Source organism: Bacillus pumilus (genome assembly GCF_038738535.1).
Classification (GTDB): domain Bacteria; phylum Bacillota; class Bacilli; order Bacillales; family Bacillaceae; genus Bacillus.
Window position 1 is genome coordinate 1,533,038 of sequence record NZ_CP046128.1, and the last position, 15,335, is coordinate 1,548,372.

Annotated in this window: 16 protein-coding genes; all 16 read left to right on the forward strand. The window is 41.8% G+C overall.

Annotated features, from left to right (window positions below):
* The first annotated feature begins 1 nt into the window (after nt 1).
* The 16 genes from fliR (at nt 2) to frr (ending at nt 15,309) form a co-directional block, all read left to right on the forward strand.
* The gene (fliR, locus tag GKC25_RS07615; RefSeq protein ID WP_034662349.1) at nt 2-781 is read left to right on the forward strand and encodes a flagellar biosynthetic protein FliR; all 780 of its coding nucleotides are present in this window, start codon (nt 2-4) and stop codon (nt 779-781) included.
* Nucleotides 778-1,866: a flagellar biosynthesis protein FlhB gene (flhB, locus tag GKC25_RS07620; RefSeq protein ID WP_095285171.1), complete on the forward strand. Its 1,089-nt coding sequence runs from the start codon at nt 778-780 to the stop codon at nt 1,864-1,866. Before fliR ends, flhB begins: the two co-directional genes overlap by 4 nt.
* A gap of 29 nt (nt 1,867-1,895) precedes the next feature.
* A complete protein-coding gene (gene flhA, locus GKC25_RS07625; protein ID WP_034662346.1) occupies nt 1,896-3,929 on the forward strand; it encodes a flagellar biosynthesis protein FlhA in 2,034 nt (677 codons plus the stop codon).
* The gene (gene flhF / locus GKC25_RS07630) at nt 3,929-5,044 is read left to right on the forward strand and encodes a flagellar biosynthesis protein FlhF (protein WP_342689952.1); all 1,116 of its coding nucleotides are present in this window, start codon (nt 3,929-3,931) and stop codon (nt 5,042-5,044) included. Before flhA ends, flhF begins: the two co-directional genes overlap by 1 nt.
* Complete coding sequence (locus GKC25_RS07635; protein ID WP_106156147.1) at nt 5,041-5,946, forward strand: MinD/ParA family protein; 906 nt, start codon at nt 5,041-5,043, stop codon at nt 5,944-5,946. The genes flhF and GKC25_RS07635 overlap by 4 nt, the downstream gene beginning before the upstream one ends.
* Nucleotides 5,943-7,016 carry a protein-glutamate methylesterase/protein-glutamine glutaminase gene (locus GKC25_RS07640; protein WP_060596270.1) on the forward strand — a complete coding sequence of 358 codons (1,074 nt, stop codon included), beginning with the start codon at nt 5,943-5,945 and terminating at the stop codon, nt 7,014-7,016. Before GKC25_RS07635 ends, GKC25_RS07640 begins: the two co-directional genes overlap by 4 nt.
* Nucleotides 7,017-7,021: 5 nt before the next feature.
* Nucleotides 7,022-9,052: a chemotaxis protein CheA gene (locus GKC25_RS07645; protein ID WP_060596272.1), complete on the forward strand. Its 2,031-nt coding sequence runs from the start codon at nt 7,022-7,024 to the stop codon at nt 9,050-9,052.
* 24 nt (nt 9,053-9,076) lie between these two features.
* Nucleotides 9,077-9,538 carry a chemotaxis protein CheW gene (locus tag GKC25_RS07650; protein WP_034662331.1) on the forward strand — a complete coding sequence of 154 codons (462 nt, stop codon included), beginning with the start codon at nt 9,077-9,079 and terminating at the stop codon, nt 9,536-9,538.
* Between the two features lie 12 nt (nt 9,539-9,550).
* Nucleotides 9,551-10,177: a chemotaxis protein CheC gene (locus tag GKC25_RS07655; protein WP_034662328.1), complete on the forward strand. Its 627-nt coding sequence runs from the start codon at nt 9,551-9,553 to the stop codon at nt 10,175-10,177.
* Nucleotides 10,177-10,677, forward strand: coding sequence for a chemotaxis protein CheD (locus tag GKC25_RS07660; RefSeq protein ID WP_106030845.1), 501 nt, complete (start codon nt 10,177-10,179; stop codon nt 10,675-10,677). Before GKC25_RS07655 ends, GKC25_RS07660 begins: the two co-directional genes overlap by 1 nt.
* Before the next feature lie 24 nt (nt 10,678-10,701).
* Nucleotides 10,702-11,469, forward strand: a complete 768-nt coding sequence (locus GKC25_RS07665) for a FliA/WhiG family RNA polymerase sigma factor (protein ID WP_012009976.1) — start codon at nt 10,702-10,704, stop codon at nt 11,467-11,469.
* Between the two features lie 21 nt (nt 11,470-11,490).
* Nucleotides 11,491-12,030: a Swarming motility protein SwrB gene (locus GKC25_RS07670; protein ID WP_342689953.1), complete on the forward strand. Its 540-nt coding sequence runs from the start codon at nt 11,491-11,493 to the stop codon at nt 12,028-12,030.
* 155 nt (nt 12,031-12,185) lie between these two features.
* Nucleotides 12,186-12,920: a 30S ribosomal protein S2 gene (gene rpsB, locus GKC25_RS07675; protein WP_003212093.1), complete on the forward strand. Its 735-nt coding sequence runs from the start codon at nt 12,186-12,188 to the stop codon at nt 12,918-12,920.
* 91 nt (nt 12,921-13,011) lie between these two features.
* Nucleotides 13,012-13,893 carry a translation elongation factor Ts gene (tsf, locus tag GKC25_RS07680; protein ID WP_342689954.1) on the forward strand — a complete coding sequence of 294 codons (882 nt, stop codon included), beginning with the start codon at nt 13,012-13,014 and terminating at the stop codon, nt 13,891-13,893.
* 134 nt (nt 13,894-14,027) lie between these two features.
* Nucleotides 14,028-14,750: a UMP kinase gene (gene pyrH / locus GKC25_RS07685; RefSeq protein WP_008344767.1), complete on the forward strand. Its 723-nt coding sequence runs from the start codon at nt 14,028-14,030 to the stop codon at nt 14,748-14,750.
* Nucleotide 14,751: 1 nt separating this feature from the next.
* The gene (gene frr, locus GKC25_RS07690; protein WP_003212469.1) at nt 14,752-15,309 is read left to right on the forward strand and encodes a ribosome recycling factor; all 558 of its coding nucleotides are present in this window, start codon (nt 14,752-14,754) and stop codon (nt 15,307-15,309) included.
* Nucleotides 15,310-15,335: the final 26 nt, after the last annotated feature.

The window sequence follows — 15,335 nt, forward strand, 5'->3', positions numbered from 1 at the left end:
GATGTCAATCATAGAATTATTCCCTGCTTTTCTGTTAGTTTTTATTCGGATCACCGCTTTTTTTGTGACAGTACCGCTTTTAGCGCATAGAACAATCCCAGCTGTACACAGAGTTGGCTTCTCACTGTTTTTAGCCGTGATTAGTTTTAGCACGATTAAGGAACCGCCAGCACTCGACGTAGACGGTCTTTATATGATGCTTGCAGTGAAAGAAGCAATGGTCGGACTTCTGCTTGGACTGATTGCATATATCATGGTGTCCGCTGTTCAAATTGCCGGCTCATTCATTGATTTTCAAATGGGTTTTGCGATCGCCAATGTGATTGACCCGCAAACAGGGGCACAAACGCCGCTGATGGGGCAGTTTTTTTATACGGTCACATTGCTATTGATGCTGGCAACCAATGCACACCACCTGCTGCTTGATGGAATCTATTACAGCTTTCAATATATTGCAGTTGATCAGTACGCACTGAATTTCGGCAGTGAATCCTTTGCTTACTTTATTGCAAAGAGTTTCAACCAAATGTTCATCATTGCCTTTCAAATCTCGGCACCGGTTGTCGCCAGCTTGTTTTTGGTCGATTTGGCACTGGGCATTGTGGCACGAACAGTTCCGCAGATGAACGTATTTGTGGTCGGACTTCCTATTAAAATGGGTGTGAGTTTTATTATGATCATCATCTGTATGGGCGTCATCTTCGGTGTTGTCCAAAATACATTTGATACGATTGTACTCACCATGAGGAATTTCTTAGCATTGGTCGGTGGTTCGTCATGATGACAAGGCTTAGACTAGACTTGCAATTTTTCGCAGGTGAAAAAACAGAAAAAGCAACGCCGAAAAAGAGACAAGATTCACGTAAAAAAGGTCAGGTTGCCAAAAGTACCGACGTCAATACAGCCATCTCATTTCTATTAATCTTTTTATCATTCTTTTTTATTGGGCCTTTTATGAAAGAGCGTATTATTGCGCTCATTGAACGTTTTTATTCAACAACCATGCTAATGAAGGTTAGCACATCTAATATTCATCAACTATTCGTGGAATTGCTTCAGGAAACAGGGCTCCTTCTCATGCCAATCCTTGGTGTTGGTATGCTGGCAGGCGTCATCAGTAACTATTTACAAGTTGGCTTTCTCTTTTCAACAGAAGTCATCAAACCGAAATTAGAAAAGCTAGATCCTATCAAAGGTTTTAAACGGATATACAGTATTCGAGCCCTCGTAGAGCTATTAAAATCTATTTTGAAAATTGGTTTTGTTGGTTTTGCGACATTTATTGCACTTTGGATGCACTTTGATGAAATTCTGCGGCTTCCTTTATTAACAGCAGAGGAAACCCTTCATTTCGTCGCAAATATGACCTTGATTATGGGTCTATATGCAGCAGGCGCTCTAATGGTCTTAGCAGGGCTTGATTATATGTATCAGAAATTTGATTATGAAAAAAACTTGCGGATGTCCAAACAAGACATTAAAGATGAGTATAAAAAATCTGAGGGTGACCCGCTCATAAAATCAAAGATTAAACAGCGCCAGCGGGAAATGGCCATGAGACGGATGATGCAGGAAGTCCCAAAAGCGGACGTCATCATTACAAACCCAACCCACTATGCAATTGCTTTAAAATATGACGAAGAAAAGATGGACGCGCCCTTTGTTGTGGCAAAGGGAACAGATATTTTGGCTTTGAAAATTAGAACGATTGCGAAAGAGCACGATATCATGACCGTAGAAAACCGGCCGCTCGCTCGTGCACTATATGATCAGGTCGACATCGACCAAGCGGTGCCAGAGGAATACTTTAAGGCGATCGCAGAAATTTTAGCTTACGTATATAAAACGAAACAAAAGATTTTATGAATTTTTGGTTTTAAAAGGAGAGAACAGGCATGGCAGCAAGAGATTTATCTGTTTTATTCAGTGTTATTTTAATTGTGGCGATGCTGGTCATACCATTTCCGCCAATGCTATTAAGTATTTTAATCATTATTAATATATCTCTTGCGCTTATCGTGCTTCTCACCACAATGAACATGCAAGAACCACTGCAATTTTCAATATTTCCATCATTGCTTTTGCTCTTAACGCTGTTCCGCTTAGGGCTTAACATCTCTACAACACGATCTATCCTATCAACTGGAGACGCTGGAAAGGTTGTAGAAACGTTTGGTTCATTTGTTGTTGGAGGAAATATACTCGTTGGTCTGGTGGTCTTCCTTATTCTGATCATCATTCAATTTGTTGTCATTACCAAAGGGGCTGAGCGTGTTTCAGAGGTTGCGGCAAGATTTACCCTCGATGCGATGCCAGGGAAACAAATGAGTATTGATGCAGATTTAAATGCAGGGATGCTGACAGAAAGTGAAGCGAGAAATCGCCGTGAAAAAGTAGCGAGAGAAGCAGACTTTTATGGTGCGATGGATGGGGCAAGTAAGTTCGTCAAAGGAGATGCCATCGCAGGTATTATCATCGTCATTATTAATATTATTTTTGGGATTATTATTGGGATGCTTCAGCAAGGAATGTCGATTCAAGAATCAGCTTCCCACTTTACATTATTAACGGTAGGAGACGGGATTGTTTCACAAATTCCTGCACTTCTCATTTCAACAGCGACAGGGATTGTCGTCACAAGGGCTGCTTCTAATGGGAACCTTGGGTCAGATATCACTGAACAGCTGTTTGCATTCCCAGCTATGCTTTACGTCACAGCAGGTACGATCTTCCTTCTTGGGTTGTTTACTCCAATCGGCGTACTTTTGACAGGACCGATCGCAGGTTTACTTGCCCTCGGTGCATACTTGATGTCAAAAAACAAACAGGATCAAGAAGAAATAGAAGAGGTACTAGAGGAACAGGCAGAGGTAGAAGAGATGAAAAGTCCAGAAAGTGTCATTCACCTTCTCCAAATGGATGCCATTGAATTTGAGTTTGGCTATGGCTTGATTCCGCTAGCCGATGCAAATCAAGGCGGTGACCTGTTAGACCGAATTGTGATGATCCGAAGGCAGCTTGCCCTTGAACTAGGTCTTGTGATTCCAGTTGTCCGAATTCGAGACAACATTGCACTTAACCCAAATGAATATCGACTCAAAATAAAAGGGAACGAAGTGGCAAAAGGCGAGCTGCTGCTTGATCACTACTTAGCGATGTCTCCTACGCCTGATGATGATCCGATTGAAGGAATTGAAACAATCGAGCCATCCTTTGGTCTTCCGGCTAAATGGATCTCAGAAGCAGAAAAAGATCAGGCTGAGATGCTCGGCTATACGGTTGTAGATCCTGCATCTGTTGTGTCTACTCACATCACAGAGAAGATTAGACAAAACACACACGAACTGCTCGGACGTCAAGAAACGAAGCAATTAATCGATCATCTGAAAGAAAGTTATCCTGTGTTAGTGGATGAGGTGACCCCAAATCCACTAGCTGTTGGTGATATTCAAAAAGTGTTGGCAAAACTGTTGAAAGAAAAGGTTTCTATTCGAAATCTTGTCACCATTTTTGAGACGCTTGCAGACTACGGAAAATTAACGACGGATACAGATTTGTTAACAGAGTATGTCAGACAGGCGCTGGCAAGACAGATTACCGCACAATATGCAAGAGAAAATGAATCGCTCAAAGTCGTGACATGCTCAGGCCGAGTGGAAAAGGTGATTGCTGACAGCGTACAGCAGACAGAGCATGGCAACTACTTATCATTAGATCCAGAATCCTCTGAAAGTGTGATTCAATCAGTGGCGAGAGAAATTGAACAGCTTTCGCTTCGTCAGGAAACGCCGGTTCTATTGTGCTCACCTCCTATAAGAATGTACGTCAAGCAGCTGTTAGAAAGATATTTCCCGGATTTACCGGTACTATCTTATAACGAACTAGAAGCAAATGTGGAAGTACAGAGCATCGGAGTGGTGGATATCTAATGAAAATGAAAAAAATCACAGCGAATTCAATGCAGGAAGCAACGATTCAAATTAGGCAGCAGCTTGGGAAGGATGCCGTCATTTTAAATTCCAAAACCGTTGTGAAACGAAAGCTATTCGGTTTAAAGAAACAGCAAATGGTTGAAGTAATAGCTGTGCTGGATCAAGATTTTGAAGAAAGAGCGGGTAAAGGTGGACATCCTGCGCCTCCTCTTCAAGTATTTCCGAAAAAGGAGCAGGTGCAACACCGGCCTGAAGAGCCATCCTTTGCTCCTGAGGCATTGAAACCAGTACCTTCTCATACTCAGCCTTTAGAATATGCGAGGAATGAGCGGCATGCTGGTATTCTGCCCGATCCTCTCATGGCAATCGATCAAAAGCTTAAGGATCAAGGTCTTGATGATTCAATTCGAGACGAATGCCTAAAAGGTCTTTTAACGAAGGGTGCTGTCAAGGAAGATCAAATTCAAAAAGAACTTGAACAACTGCTGACAGGTATGCTGCCGGCTCATACCTCTGATGAGCCGATGATTCGTTCAAAATACATTGTGCTGTTTGGTTCAACTGGGGCTGGTAAAACAACAACAATTGCAAAGCTGGCTGCCAAAACTGCCATTCAGAAGCAAAAGAAAATCGCTTTTATTACAACAGATACGTACCGAATTGCAGCGATCGAACAACTGAAAACATACGCGGAACTGCTCAATGCACCGCTTGAGGTTTGTTATTCGAGAGAGGATTTTGTGAAAGCTCAAGAGACCTTTAAAGAGTATGATCATATTTTCGTAGACACAGCCGGTCGTAACTTTAAAGAAGAAGCGTATATCAAAGAGCTGACAGACATTATTCCATTTGATGAAAGCTTTCAAAGTTTCCTAGTGATGAGTGCGACCTCGAAGTATCAGGACATGAGAGCCATGGTTAAACGATTTGAACACGTTCCAATCGACCAATTCATTTTTACAAAGGTAGATGAAACAGACACGATGGGAACAATCTTTCAAATCATTACAGACTCTCAAATCGGACTTGGCTTTTTAACAAATGGTCAAAATGTACCTGAGGATATTCTTGAGGGCTCTCCTCTTGAATTAACAAGGATGGTCTTACAATGATGAAGCCCGACCAAGCAGAAGGTTTAAGAAAGCTCGTTCAGCAGAATCAAACGATTACACCAGCTCCTCTTGGTATAAGCAAACAGGCAAAAACCATTGCTGTCATGAGCGGTAAAGGCGGAGTAGGAAAATCAAATTTGACGCTGAATATGGCACTGTCTATCGCAAATGCAGGCAAGCGAGTGTTAGTCATCGACCTTGATTTTGGTATGGGGAATATTGATATTTTACTAGGAAAAACATCGACTAGCTCTATATTAGATGTTCTTGTCAGGAAGGAATCTATCCGAGCAGCTATGACACAAGGAACGAACAACCTTTATTACATTTCTGGCGGAAGCGGACTTGAACAGCTGTTTTCTTTAGATAAAGATCAATGGTCGTTCTTTCTAGAGGAAATGGAAAGAATGATCTACGACTTTGATTGTATCTTCTTTGATATGGGTGCCGGCTTGTCAAAAGATCAACTGCCTTTTGTTTTATCAGCAGGAGAAGTTGTGGTTGTGACAACGCCAGAACCAACATCGATCATGGATGCTTACAGCGCAATTAAACACTTAGCTATTCATCAGTTTGAACAATCTGTGCAAATCATTGTCAACCGGTGTAAAACCTCGTCAGAAGGGTCTGAAACCTACCGGAAATTAGCAGGAGTGGTCACATCATTTCTACACAGAAAACTAGTATTTGCTGGTGCTGTGCCAGATGATCCTGCGGTTCCTAAAGCAGTGGCTGAACAAATTCCATTTTATATCAAGCAGCCTCACTCAAGGCTGAGTAAAACGATCAAGATGCTGGCAGAAACACTTTATCAACAGCAGATAAGAGAGGCACAGAGAGAGCAGCATACGTTTATAGATAAGTTGTCCTCTTTTTTTAAAAGGAGGAAGGTGGACTCATGATTAGAGTGCTTGTAGTAGATGACTCGGCCTTTATGCGAAAGCTCATTAGTGATTTCCTAAGTGCCGAGCAAGAAATAGAAGTCGTCGGAACGGCGCGAAATGGGGAAGATGCCTTAAAACGGATCAAGGAACTGAATCCAGATGTTGTCACACTAGATGTAGAAATGCCTGTTTTAAATGGAACAGAAGCATTAAAACAAATTCTGGCTGAACACGACCTTGCCGTGATTATGGTGTCAAGCCAGACAAAGCAAGGGAAAGATTTAACCATCCATTGCTTAGAACTTGGTGCGTTTGACTTTGTGACAAAACCTTCAGGAAGTATTTCCCTCGATTTGCACAAAGTAAGAGGCCAAATTGTAGAGCGGGTGCTTGCGGCAGGGATGTCAAGGAAACGCACAGAAGTGCAGATTTCTCCTAAGCCGGTGATGAAGACGCCAAGTCCAGTGGCTTTTCCTCGCCCGCAAGCAGTAAAAAGCAGCTCACTCCGAAAGATTATTTCAATCGGAACATCGACGGGAGGGCCAAGAGCACTTCAACGAGTCGTCACGAAGCTGCCAAAGGACATAGAAGCACCCATTTTGATTGTGCAGCATATGCCGGCAGGATTTACGGCATCACTTGCTACTAGGTTAGACCATTTATCTCAAATTTCGATTAAAGAAGCACAAGATGGAGATATCGCTAAAAATGGAGTGGCTTACATAGCTCCTGGTGGAATGAATATGTCACTTCATGAACAAGGGGCATCCTTAGTCATCAGGCTGTCTCCAGAGGACACGGAAAGCCGGCACAAACCTTCTGTTAACTATTTATTTGAATCCATCAGCAATATAAAGGGTTACGAGAAAATTGCTGTCATTATGACAGGCATGGGTAGTGACGGCACAGAAGGTGTCAAAAAAATGGTCGCAAGCGGTCATACGAAAGTCATTGCAGAAAAAGAAGAATCATGTGTTGTTTTCGGAATGCCTAAATCAGTCATTAAAGCAGGCCTTGCACATGAAACAAGGCATGTGGATGACATCGCACATGCAATTATAAGCTCCATGAAAAAAGAGAGGGCGTGAACACGTTGGATGTAAACCAATACTTAGATATCTTTTTAGATGAAAGCAGAGAACACTTACAAACTTGTAATGAAAAACTTCTTGATTTAGAAAAGAACCCAACCGACTTGCAGCTAGTGAATGATATATTCAGAGCGGCTCACACATTGAAAGGCATGAGTGCAACGATGGGCTACGCTGATATGGCTCAGCTCACACATCATTTAGAAAACATGTTTGATGCCATTCGAAATGAACAAATGATTGTCACACCTGAGTCAATGGACACGATGTTTGAAGCACTTGATCACCTTGAAGCAATGGTTCAATCAATTGCAGAAGGCGGAGATGGGAAACGCGATGTCACAGAGGTTAGTAAAAAGCTAGATGTGACAGGAAGCCATGCTGAGGCAGCTCCTAGTGTTGAAACAGCGGATGTATCAGCTGCGGCTGCTAACGACTTAGACTATAACGAATTTGAACGAACAGTGCTTGATGAAGCGAGAGAACAAGGCTTTAAATGTTATGAACTCAATGTAACATTAAGTGACGCATGCTTATTAAAAGCTGTTCGTGTCTATATGATCTTTGAAAGACTGAACGAAGCAGGCGAGGTCGTCAAAACAGTTCCAAATGCAGAACTTTTAGAATCAGAAGATTTCGAATCTGAATTTAGTATTTCTTATTTATCTAAACAACCGATGGATGAAGTGAAAAAAATCGTGATGACGATCTCAGAAGTTGAACAAGTTGAGATCTCAGAAGTCTCTGCATTTGAAGACGCGGCTCCAGCTGAAAAACAAGAAGCAAAACCTGAACAGGAAAAAGAAGAAGTCTCCGTGCCTGCTGCGAAAGCACCAGCAAACGATGCGCCAAAAGCAAACGGCAATAACGGTGCAGCTGCCGGCGGAACAAAAACGATTCGTGTCAACATTGACCGTCTCGATTCTCTCATGAATCTATTTGAAGAACTGGTGATTGACAGAGGCCGTTTAGAGCAGATAGCCAAAGAATTAGAAAATAATGAACTTACAGACACAGTTGAAAGAATGACACGTATTTCTGGAGATCTGCAATCGATCATCCTGAACATGAGAATGGTCCCTGTGGAAACAGTGTTTAACCGATTCCCTCGTATGATCCGTCAATTGACAAAAGAGCTGAATAAGAAAATTGAACTGATCATTGAAGGTGCTGAGACAGAGCTTGACCGAACAGTCATCGATGAGATTGGAGATCCGCTCTTACACTTACTTAGAAACAGTCTAGATCACGGTATTGAATCGCCAGAAGAACGTGTGAAAAAAGGCAAGCCAGAAAAAGGCACCGTTCTATTAAAGGCGTATCATAGCGGAAACCACGTCTTCATTGAAGTAGAAGATGATGGCGGCGGAATTAACCGTAAGAAAGTGCTTGAAAAAGCATTAGAGCGCGGGGTTATTACTGAAAGAGAAGCGGAAACGCTTGAAGATCATCAAATTGATTCATTGATCTTTGCAGCAGGTTTCTCTACAGCTGATACGATTTCTGACATCTCAGGCCGCGGTGTAGGCCTTGACGTTGTGAAAAACAAGCTGGAATCACTAGGCGGATCTGTGAGCATCAACTCAACAGAAGGACAGGGCTCACTATTCTCGATCCAGCTTCCGCTTACATTATCGATTATTTCCGTTCTTCTTGTGAAATTGGAAGAGGAAACATTTGCGATTCCGATTTCTTCTATTATTGAAACGGCTGTCATTAAGAAAAGCGACATCCTTCAAACGCATGATCGTGAAGTGATTGATTTCCGCGGATTTATCGTACCGGTCGTGTACTTGAAGAAACAATTCCACGTACCAAATGCGAATGAATTAGAGGAAGAACTGCACATCATCGTTGTTCGTAAAGGAGATAAGCTGACAGCATTTGTGGTCGATTCATTTATTGGTCAGCAAGAGGTTGTATTGAAATCACTAGGAGATTACCTGCCAAACGTGTTTGCGATCTCAGGCGCAACAATCCTAGGTGACGGTCAAGTTGCACTCATCGTTGACTGTAATGCACTGATCAAGTAAAAAACAATAGAGGAGCGGTCTGAAATGAGTACAGATATCAAAACTGGCGAAAAGATGATTGTGTTTATCGTAAACAAAAAAGAATACGCCATTTCAGTATCAGAAGTAAAGTCCATTGAAAAATGGCAGCAGCCGACAAGAGTCCCTGGCGTTGCCCCTTATATATGTGGTGTTATTAATCTGCGCGGTGTCGTGACACCTGTCATCGACCTTAGAGTCAGACTTGGATCAACTGACAACGACATTACAGATGAAACAAGAATGATTATTGTACAAGTTGGTGACATTGAAGTCGGCTGGATTGTTGATGAAGCGAATGATGTCATTACAGTCCATCAAGAAGAAGTAGAATCTTCTCCTGAATCAGCTGAAAAAGAAGGACAATCATGGGTGACAGGTATCATTAAGCATGATCAGCGTCTATTTAATATCATTCATCCTGGTGCCGTCCTCGACAAGAGCGTTCAAGATGCACCTGTTCATTAAGGAGGATGTGAAATGAGCATTTTCAATGAAATAAAAGATGAACAGCTGGATGTATTAAGAGAGGTTGGGAATATTGGAGCAGGCCACGCCGCGTCTGCTCTTGCCAGCCTATTGGATCGCAAAATAGATATGGCTGTTCCGTTTGTCAAGGTTCTCTCGTTTGAAGAATTAATGGATTTCTTTGGCGGTGCAGACCTCCCAGTTGCAAGTATTTTCCTGCGGATGGAAGGAGATTTATCCGGCTCTATCTTTTTCATTATGCCATTTGAGCAAGCAGAGCAATTTGTAAGAGAGCTTGTACAGGATCCGGCATTTGATATTGATACCATTCACGAGCATGTGATGGGGACGTCAGCACTACACGAGCTGGGAAATATTTTAGCAGGCTCTTATTTATCAGCCCTTGCCGATTTAACAAAATTGCAGCTTCACCCAAGTGTTCCAGATGTTACGCTCGATATGTTCGGGGCTGTCATTAGTGAAGGGTTAATGCAATTCAGCCCTCTAGGGGATCAGGCAATTGTGATTGATACATCGATTTTTGATGATCAAAATAAGCAAGAGCTGAAAGGAAATATGTTTCTATTACCAGACTTTGAATCGTTTGAAAAACTATTCAAAGCATTAGGTAACCTGTAATGAACGTTCAGATTCCGGCAGTTGTAAAGGTTGGTATAGCGGATGTTCAGATTGTGAAAACACCGGACCGCATTCGGACATCCGGACTTGGTTCTTGTGTAGGACTTGTTCTGTTTGATCAAGAAAAAAAACTGGCAGGTCTTGTCCATGTCATGCTTCCAGACTCATCCCTTGCAAAAGGGGCAGTGGAGAACTTGGCTAAATATGCAGATACAGGTGTCAAGCATACAATTGATCTGCTTCTTAAAGAAGGAGCACGCAAACATGCGCTAAAGGCAAAACTTGCTGGCGGCGCAGAAATGTTTAAGTTTAAGTCAACCAATGATCTGATGAGAATTGGACCTAGAAACGTATCAGCTGTTAAAGAACATCTGTCTCTTTATCGCATCCCGATCATTAGTGAGGATACGGGCGGGAACAATGGCCGTACGATTGAATTTGATCCGCTTACGACAGAGCTTGAGATCCGCACTGTGAAGCAAGGCACTATGAAGATATAACTAAGGAAGTATAGGGGGAGAAAGATGCAATCCTTAAATTACGAAGATCAGGCGCTATGGGCTAGATGGAAAGAGTGGAAGGACCCAGCTGCTGGAGATGATCTTATGCGCCGCTATATGCCGCTCGTCACATATCATGTTGGAAGAATTTCCATCGGACTCCCGAAGTCAGTGCATAAAGAAGACTTGATCAGTCTAGGGATGCTCGGTTTATATGATGCCCTTGAAAAATTCGACCCCGGAAGAGATCTGAAGTTTGATACATATGCATCCTTCAGAATCCGCGGGGCCATCATCGACGGTCTTCGTAAAGAGGACTGGCTGCCTCGTACATCAAGAGAAAAAACAAAAAAAGTAGAAGCGGCTATTGAAAAGCTTGAACAGCGCTATTTACGAAATGTGACGCCGACAGAAGTGGCAGAGGAACTTGGCATGAGTGAACAGGATGTTGTCACAACAATGAATGAAGGTTTCTTTGCGAATCTGCTTTCAATCGACGAGAAGCTGCATGATCAAGAAGACGGTGAAAACGTCCAAGTCATGATTCGCGACGAGAAAACAGTGACACCTGAAGAGAAGATGCTGAAAGATGAATTAATAGAACAGCTTGCTGAAAAAATGACCGAGCTATCGGAAAAAGAAAAGCTCGTGATCAGTCTTTTCTATAAAGAGGAACTGACGTTAACAGAAATCGGTCATGTGCTCAATTTATCGACCTCGCGCATTTCGCAAATTCATTCAAAGGCATTGTTCAAGCTTAAGCATCTGCTTGATAAAGCCATTCAATCTTAAAGAGTTAGTGAGTGAAAAAATATGTTATGGCTGATTAGCTTCATGCTTCATGCTGCACTTATTTATTTTGTGATCATTTTATATACGAGAATGAATTCGCTGAAGATAACTGAACAAAAGCAGCGAGAACTTCTAGAAGAAACGGAAAATACCCTGGCTGCATTTTTGATGGAAGTCAAAGAAGAGAATGACAAACTATCAAAAGTGGCAGCCGCTTCCCCTGATTTTTCTGCTGAAGAGCTGAAATCGGATTTTCAGACACCAAAGCAGCCACAACCACCAATTGAATCCCAGCAATCGGTAGAAAGTGAAGATCCAGTACCAGAGCACTTGGCGGCTCTCCTTAGTGAAGTTGAAGTGCAGGAAGAGAAGGTAAACGAACCCGTTCCACATCTTGAATCAGAAGCTTCTGTGCCTTCTGAAGGTGAAATAGAAGAAACATTTGAGGACCAAGTGAAGACCTTATATGACAAAGGGCATTCGCTAGAAGAAATAGCGAAAGAACTGAAAACGGGCAAGACAGAAATCGAGCTTTTATTAAAATTTAGCGGAAAGCTGTAAAGGATTCTTGATTGTCAGTCCATCATGTGTTATATTATTTCTTGGTGTTAAATACACACGCTTAATGATTCGTATGAAGGTGCTGCCGTGGCGCAGTTTTATGTGAACATGACTTGAGCGGAGGAAAAAAAACCATTATATTAGGAGGCAACAAAATGTCAGTTATTTCTATGAAACAATTGCTAGAAGCTGGTGTTCACTTCGGTCACCAAACGCGCCGTTGGAACCCAAAAATGAAGCGTTACATCTTTACAGAGCGTAACGGTATCTACATCATCGATCTTCAAAAAACGGTGAAAAAAGTAGAAGAAGCTTACAACTTCACGAAAAACCTTGCTGCTGACGGAGGAAAAATCCTTTTCGTTGGTACGAAAAAGCAAGCACAAGATTCAGTGAAAGAAGAAGCAATCCGTTCTGGTATGTTCTATGTGAACCAACGCTGGCTTGGTGGAACTTTAACAAACTTTGAAACAATCCAAAAACGTATCAAACGTTTAAAAGATATTGAAAAAATGCAAGAAAACGGTACATTCGATGTTCTTCCTAAGAAAGAAGTCGTTCAACTGAAAAAAGAATTAGAGCGTCTTGAAAAATTCCTAGGCGGAATCAAAGACATGAAAGGTCTTCCGGATGCACTTTTCATTATCGACCCTCGTAAAGAGCGTATTGCAGTTGCAGAAGCTCGTAAATTGAATATCCCAATCATCGGTATCGTTGACACAAACTGTGATCCAGACGAAATTGATGTTGTGATCCCTGCAAACGATGATGCAATCCGTGCTGTAAAACTTCTAACTGCTAAAATGGCAGATGCGATTCTTGAGTCTAAACAAGGCGAAGAAGAAGCTGTTGTAGAAGAAACGACAGAAACTGAAACAACAACTGCGTAACCTATTCAAAAGGTGATAAGAGGGAAATGCCTTTTATCACCTTTTTTTCACCTAGTAATCCGTGTTTTAACATAGAAGGAGGAAATGTAAAATGGCTATTACTGCTCAATTAGTTAAAGAACTGCGTCAAAAAACTGGTGCAGGTATGATGGACTGTAAAAAAGCGTTAACAGAAACTGATGGTGACATCGACAAAGCAATCGATCTTCTAAGAGAAAAAGGAATTGCAAAAGCTGCGAAAAAAGCAGACCGTATTGCTGCAGAAGGATTAACTCTTATCAAAACTGACGGCAACACAGGCGTGATCCTAGAAGTGAACTCTGAGACTGATTTCGTTGCGAAAAACGAAGGATTCCAATCACTTCTTAACGAACTTGCTGATCATTTGCTTGCTGCTAAACCTGCAACAATTGAAGAAGCTCATGCTTCTAAAATGGAAAACGGTTCAACTGTTGAAGAGCATATCACATCTGCAATTGCAAAAATCGGAGAGAAAATCACTCTACGTCGTTTCTCTGTTATCACGAAAGAAGATAACGCAGCATTCGGTTCTTACTTACACATGGGCGGACGCATCGGTGTGTTAGCTGTTCTTAACGGAACAACTGACGAAGAGCTTGCAAGAGACATTGCAATGCACGTTGCTGCTGTAAACCCTAAATACATTTCTCGTGACCAAGTGTCAGAAGAAGAAACAAACCGTGAGCGCGAAGTATTAACACAGCAAGCGCTTCAAGAAGGAAAGCCTGAAAATATCGTAGCTAAAATGGTAGAAGGCCGTCTAAACAAATTCTTTGAAGAAATTTGCTTACTTGACCAAGCATTCGTTAAAAACCCAGATGAAAAAGTGAAACAAGTAGTAGCTGCGAAAAACGCAAGCATTCAAACTTATGTTCGCTATGAAGTGGGCGAAGGTATTGAAAAGCGTCAAGACAACTTTGCTGAAGAAGTTATGAGCCAAGTGAAAAAATAATGTTTGAAAAGCTCTCTGGGGCTTTTTTAGGGAGCACAAGCACTGTGTTCCCTATTTTTTAGAGGATATTGATTTACAAAAGACAGTTTCTTACGCATAATAAGAGACGGTATAGTTTACACTTGGAGGTTATCATGAGCAAACCGAAATATAATCGCATTGTACTGAAGCTAAGTGGCGAAGCACTAGCAGGTGATGCTGGAAATGGAATTAACCCAACTGTCATTCAATCAATTGCAAAGCAAGTAAAAGAAATTGCAGAGCTTGATGTTGAAGTTGCAGTTGTTGTAGGCGGAGGAAACCTTTGGCGCGGTAAGACAGGCAGTGACTTAGGAATGGACCGTGCAACAGCAGACTACATGGGCATGCTGGCAACAGTGATGAATTCACTCGCGCTGCAGGACAGCCTAGAAACGCTTGGCATTCAGTCTAGGGTACAAACCTCTATCGAAATGAGACAGGTTGCAGAGCCATACATAAGAAGAAAAGCGATCCGTCATCTTGAGAAGAAACGTGTCGTGATTTTTGCTGCAGGTACTGGTAACCCTTATTTCTCTACAGATACAACGGCAGCACTTCGTGCAGCAGAAATTGAAGCAGATGTCATTTTAATGGCGAAAAATAATGTAGACGGTGTCTACAGTGCTGATCCTCGTACAGATGCGGATGCAGTAAAATATGATAAGCTTTCATATCTTGACGTGTTAAAAGAAGGGCTTGCTGTAATGGATTCTACTGCGTCCTCATTATGTATGGACAATGACATTCCATTAATCGTATTCTCCATTATGGAAGAAGGAAATATTAAACGTGCCGTCAATGGCGAATCAATTGGAACGATTGTGAGGGGGAAATAACGTGTCAAAAGAAGTATTGAACCAAACGAAAGAAAAAATGGAAAAAGCCGTTCAAGCATACGGACGTGAACTAGCAACTGTTCGTGCGGGCAGAGCAAATGCTTCATTGCTTGATAAAGTGACGGTTGATTATTACGGTGCACAAACACCACTCAACCAAATCGCGTCAATCACAGTGCCAGAAGCACGTATGCTGATTATCACACCTTATGATAAAACAGCCATCGGTGATATCGAAAAATCGATCCAAAAGTCTGATCTTGGCATCACGCCAACAAGTGACGGAAATGTGATCCGCATTGCGATTCCTGCATTAACAGAAGAAAGGCGTAAAGAGCTTGTGAAAGTGGTAAGAAAATATTCAGAAGAAGCAAAAGTAGCTGTTCGTAATGTTCGTCGTGATGCAAACGATGAGTTGAAAAAGCTTGAGAAAAATGGTGAGATCACTGAAGATGAATTAAGATCATCGACAGAGGATGTTCAAAAATTGACAGATGAATATGTCGCTAAAATTGATGACGTGACGAAAGATAAAGAAAAAGAAATCATGGAAGTTTAAGAAAAAACTATGTACAATAGATAATA

Coding starts and splice junctions, on each gene's coding strand:
- fliR (WP_034662349.1), top strand. CDS start 2: ATGTCAATCATAGAATTATTCCCTGCTTTTCTGTTAGTTTTTATTCGG.
- flhB (WP_095285171.1), top strand. CDS start 778: ATGATGACAAGGCTTAGACTAGACTTGCAATTTTTCGCAGGTGAAAAA.
- flhA (WP_034662346.1), top strand. CDS start 1,896: ATGGCAGCAAGAGATTTATCTGTTTTATTCAGTGTTATTTTAATTGTG.
- flhF (WP_342689952.1), top strand. CDS start 3,929: ATGAAAATGAAAAAAATCACAGCGAATTCAATGCAGGAAGCAACGATT.
- GKC25_RS07635 (WP_106156147.1), top strand. CDS start 5,041: ATGATGAAGCCCGACCAAGCAGAAGGTTTAAGAAAGCTCGTTCAGCAG.
- GKC25_RS07640 (WP_060596270.1), top strand. CDS start 5,943: ATGATTAGAGTGCTTGTAGTAGATGACTCGGCCTTTATGCGAAAGCTC.
- GKC25_RS07650 (WP_034662331.1), top strand. CDS start 9,077: ATGAGTACAGATATCAAAACTGGCGAAAAGATGATTGTGTTTATCGTA.
- GKC25_RS07655 (WP_034662328.1), top strand. CDS start 9,551: ATGAGCATTTTCAATGAAATAAAAGATGAACAGCTGGATGTATTAAGA.
- GKC25_RS07660 (WP_106030845.1), top strand. CDS start 10,177: ATGAACGTTCAGATTCCGGCAGTTGTAAAGGTTGGTATAGCGGATGTT.
- GKC25_RS07665 (WP_012009976.1), top strand. CDS start 10,702: ATGCAATCCTTAAATTACGAAGATCAGGCGCTATGGGCTAGATGGAAA.
- GKC25_RS07670 (WP_342689953.1), top strand. CDS start 11,491: ATGTTATGGCTGATTAGCTTCATGCTTCATGCTGCACTTATTTATTTT.
- rpsB (WP_003212093.1), top strand. CDS start 12,186: ATGTCAGTTATTTCTATGAAACAATTGCTAGAAGCTGGTGTTCACTTC.
- tsf (WP_342689954.1), top strand. CDS start 13,012: ATGGCTATTACTGCTCAATTAGTTAAAGAACTGCGTCAAAAAACTGGT.
- pyrH (WP_008344767.1), top strand. CDS start 14,028: ATGAGCAAACCGAAATATAATCGCATTGTACTGAAGCTAAGTGGCGAA.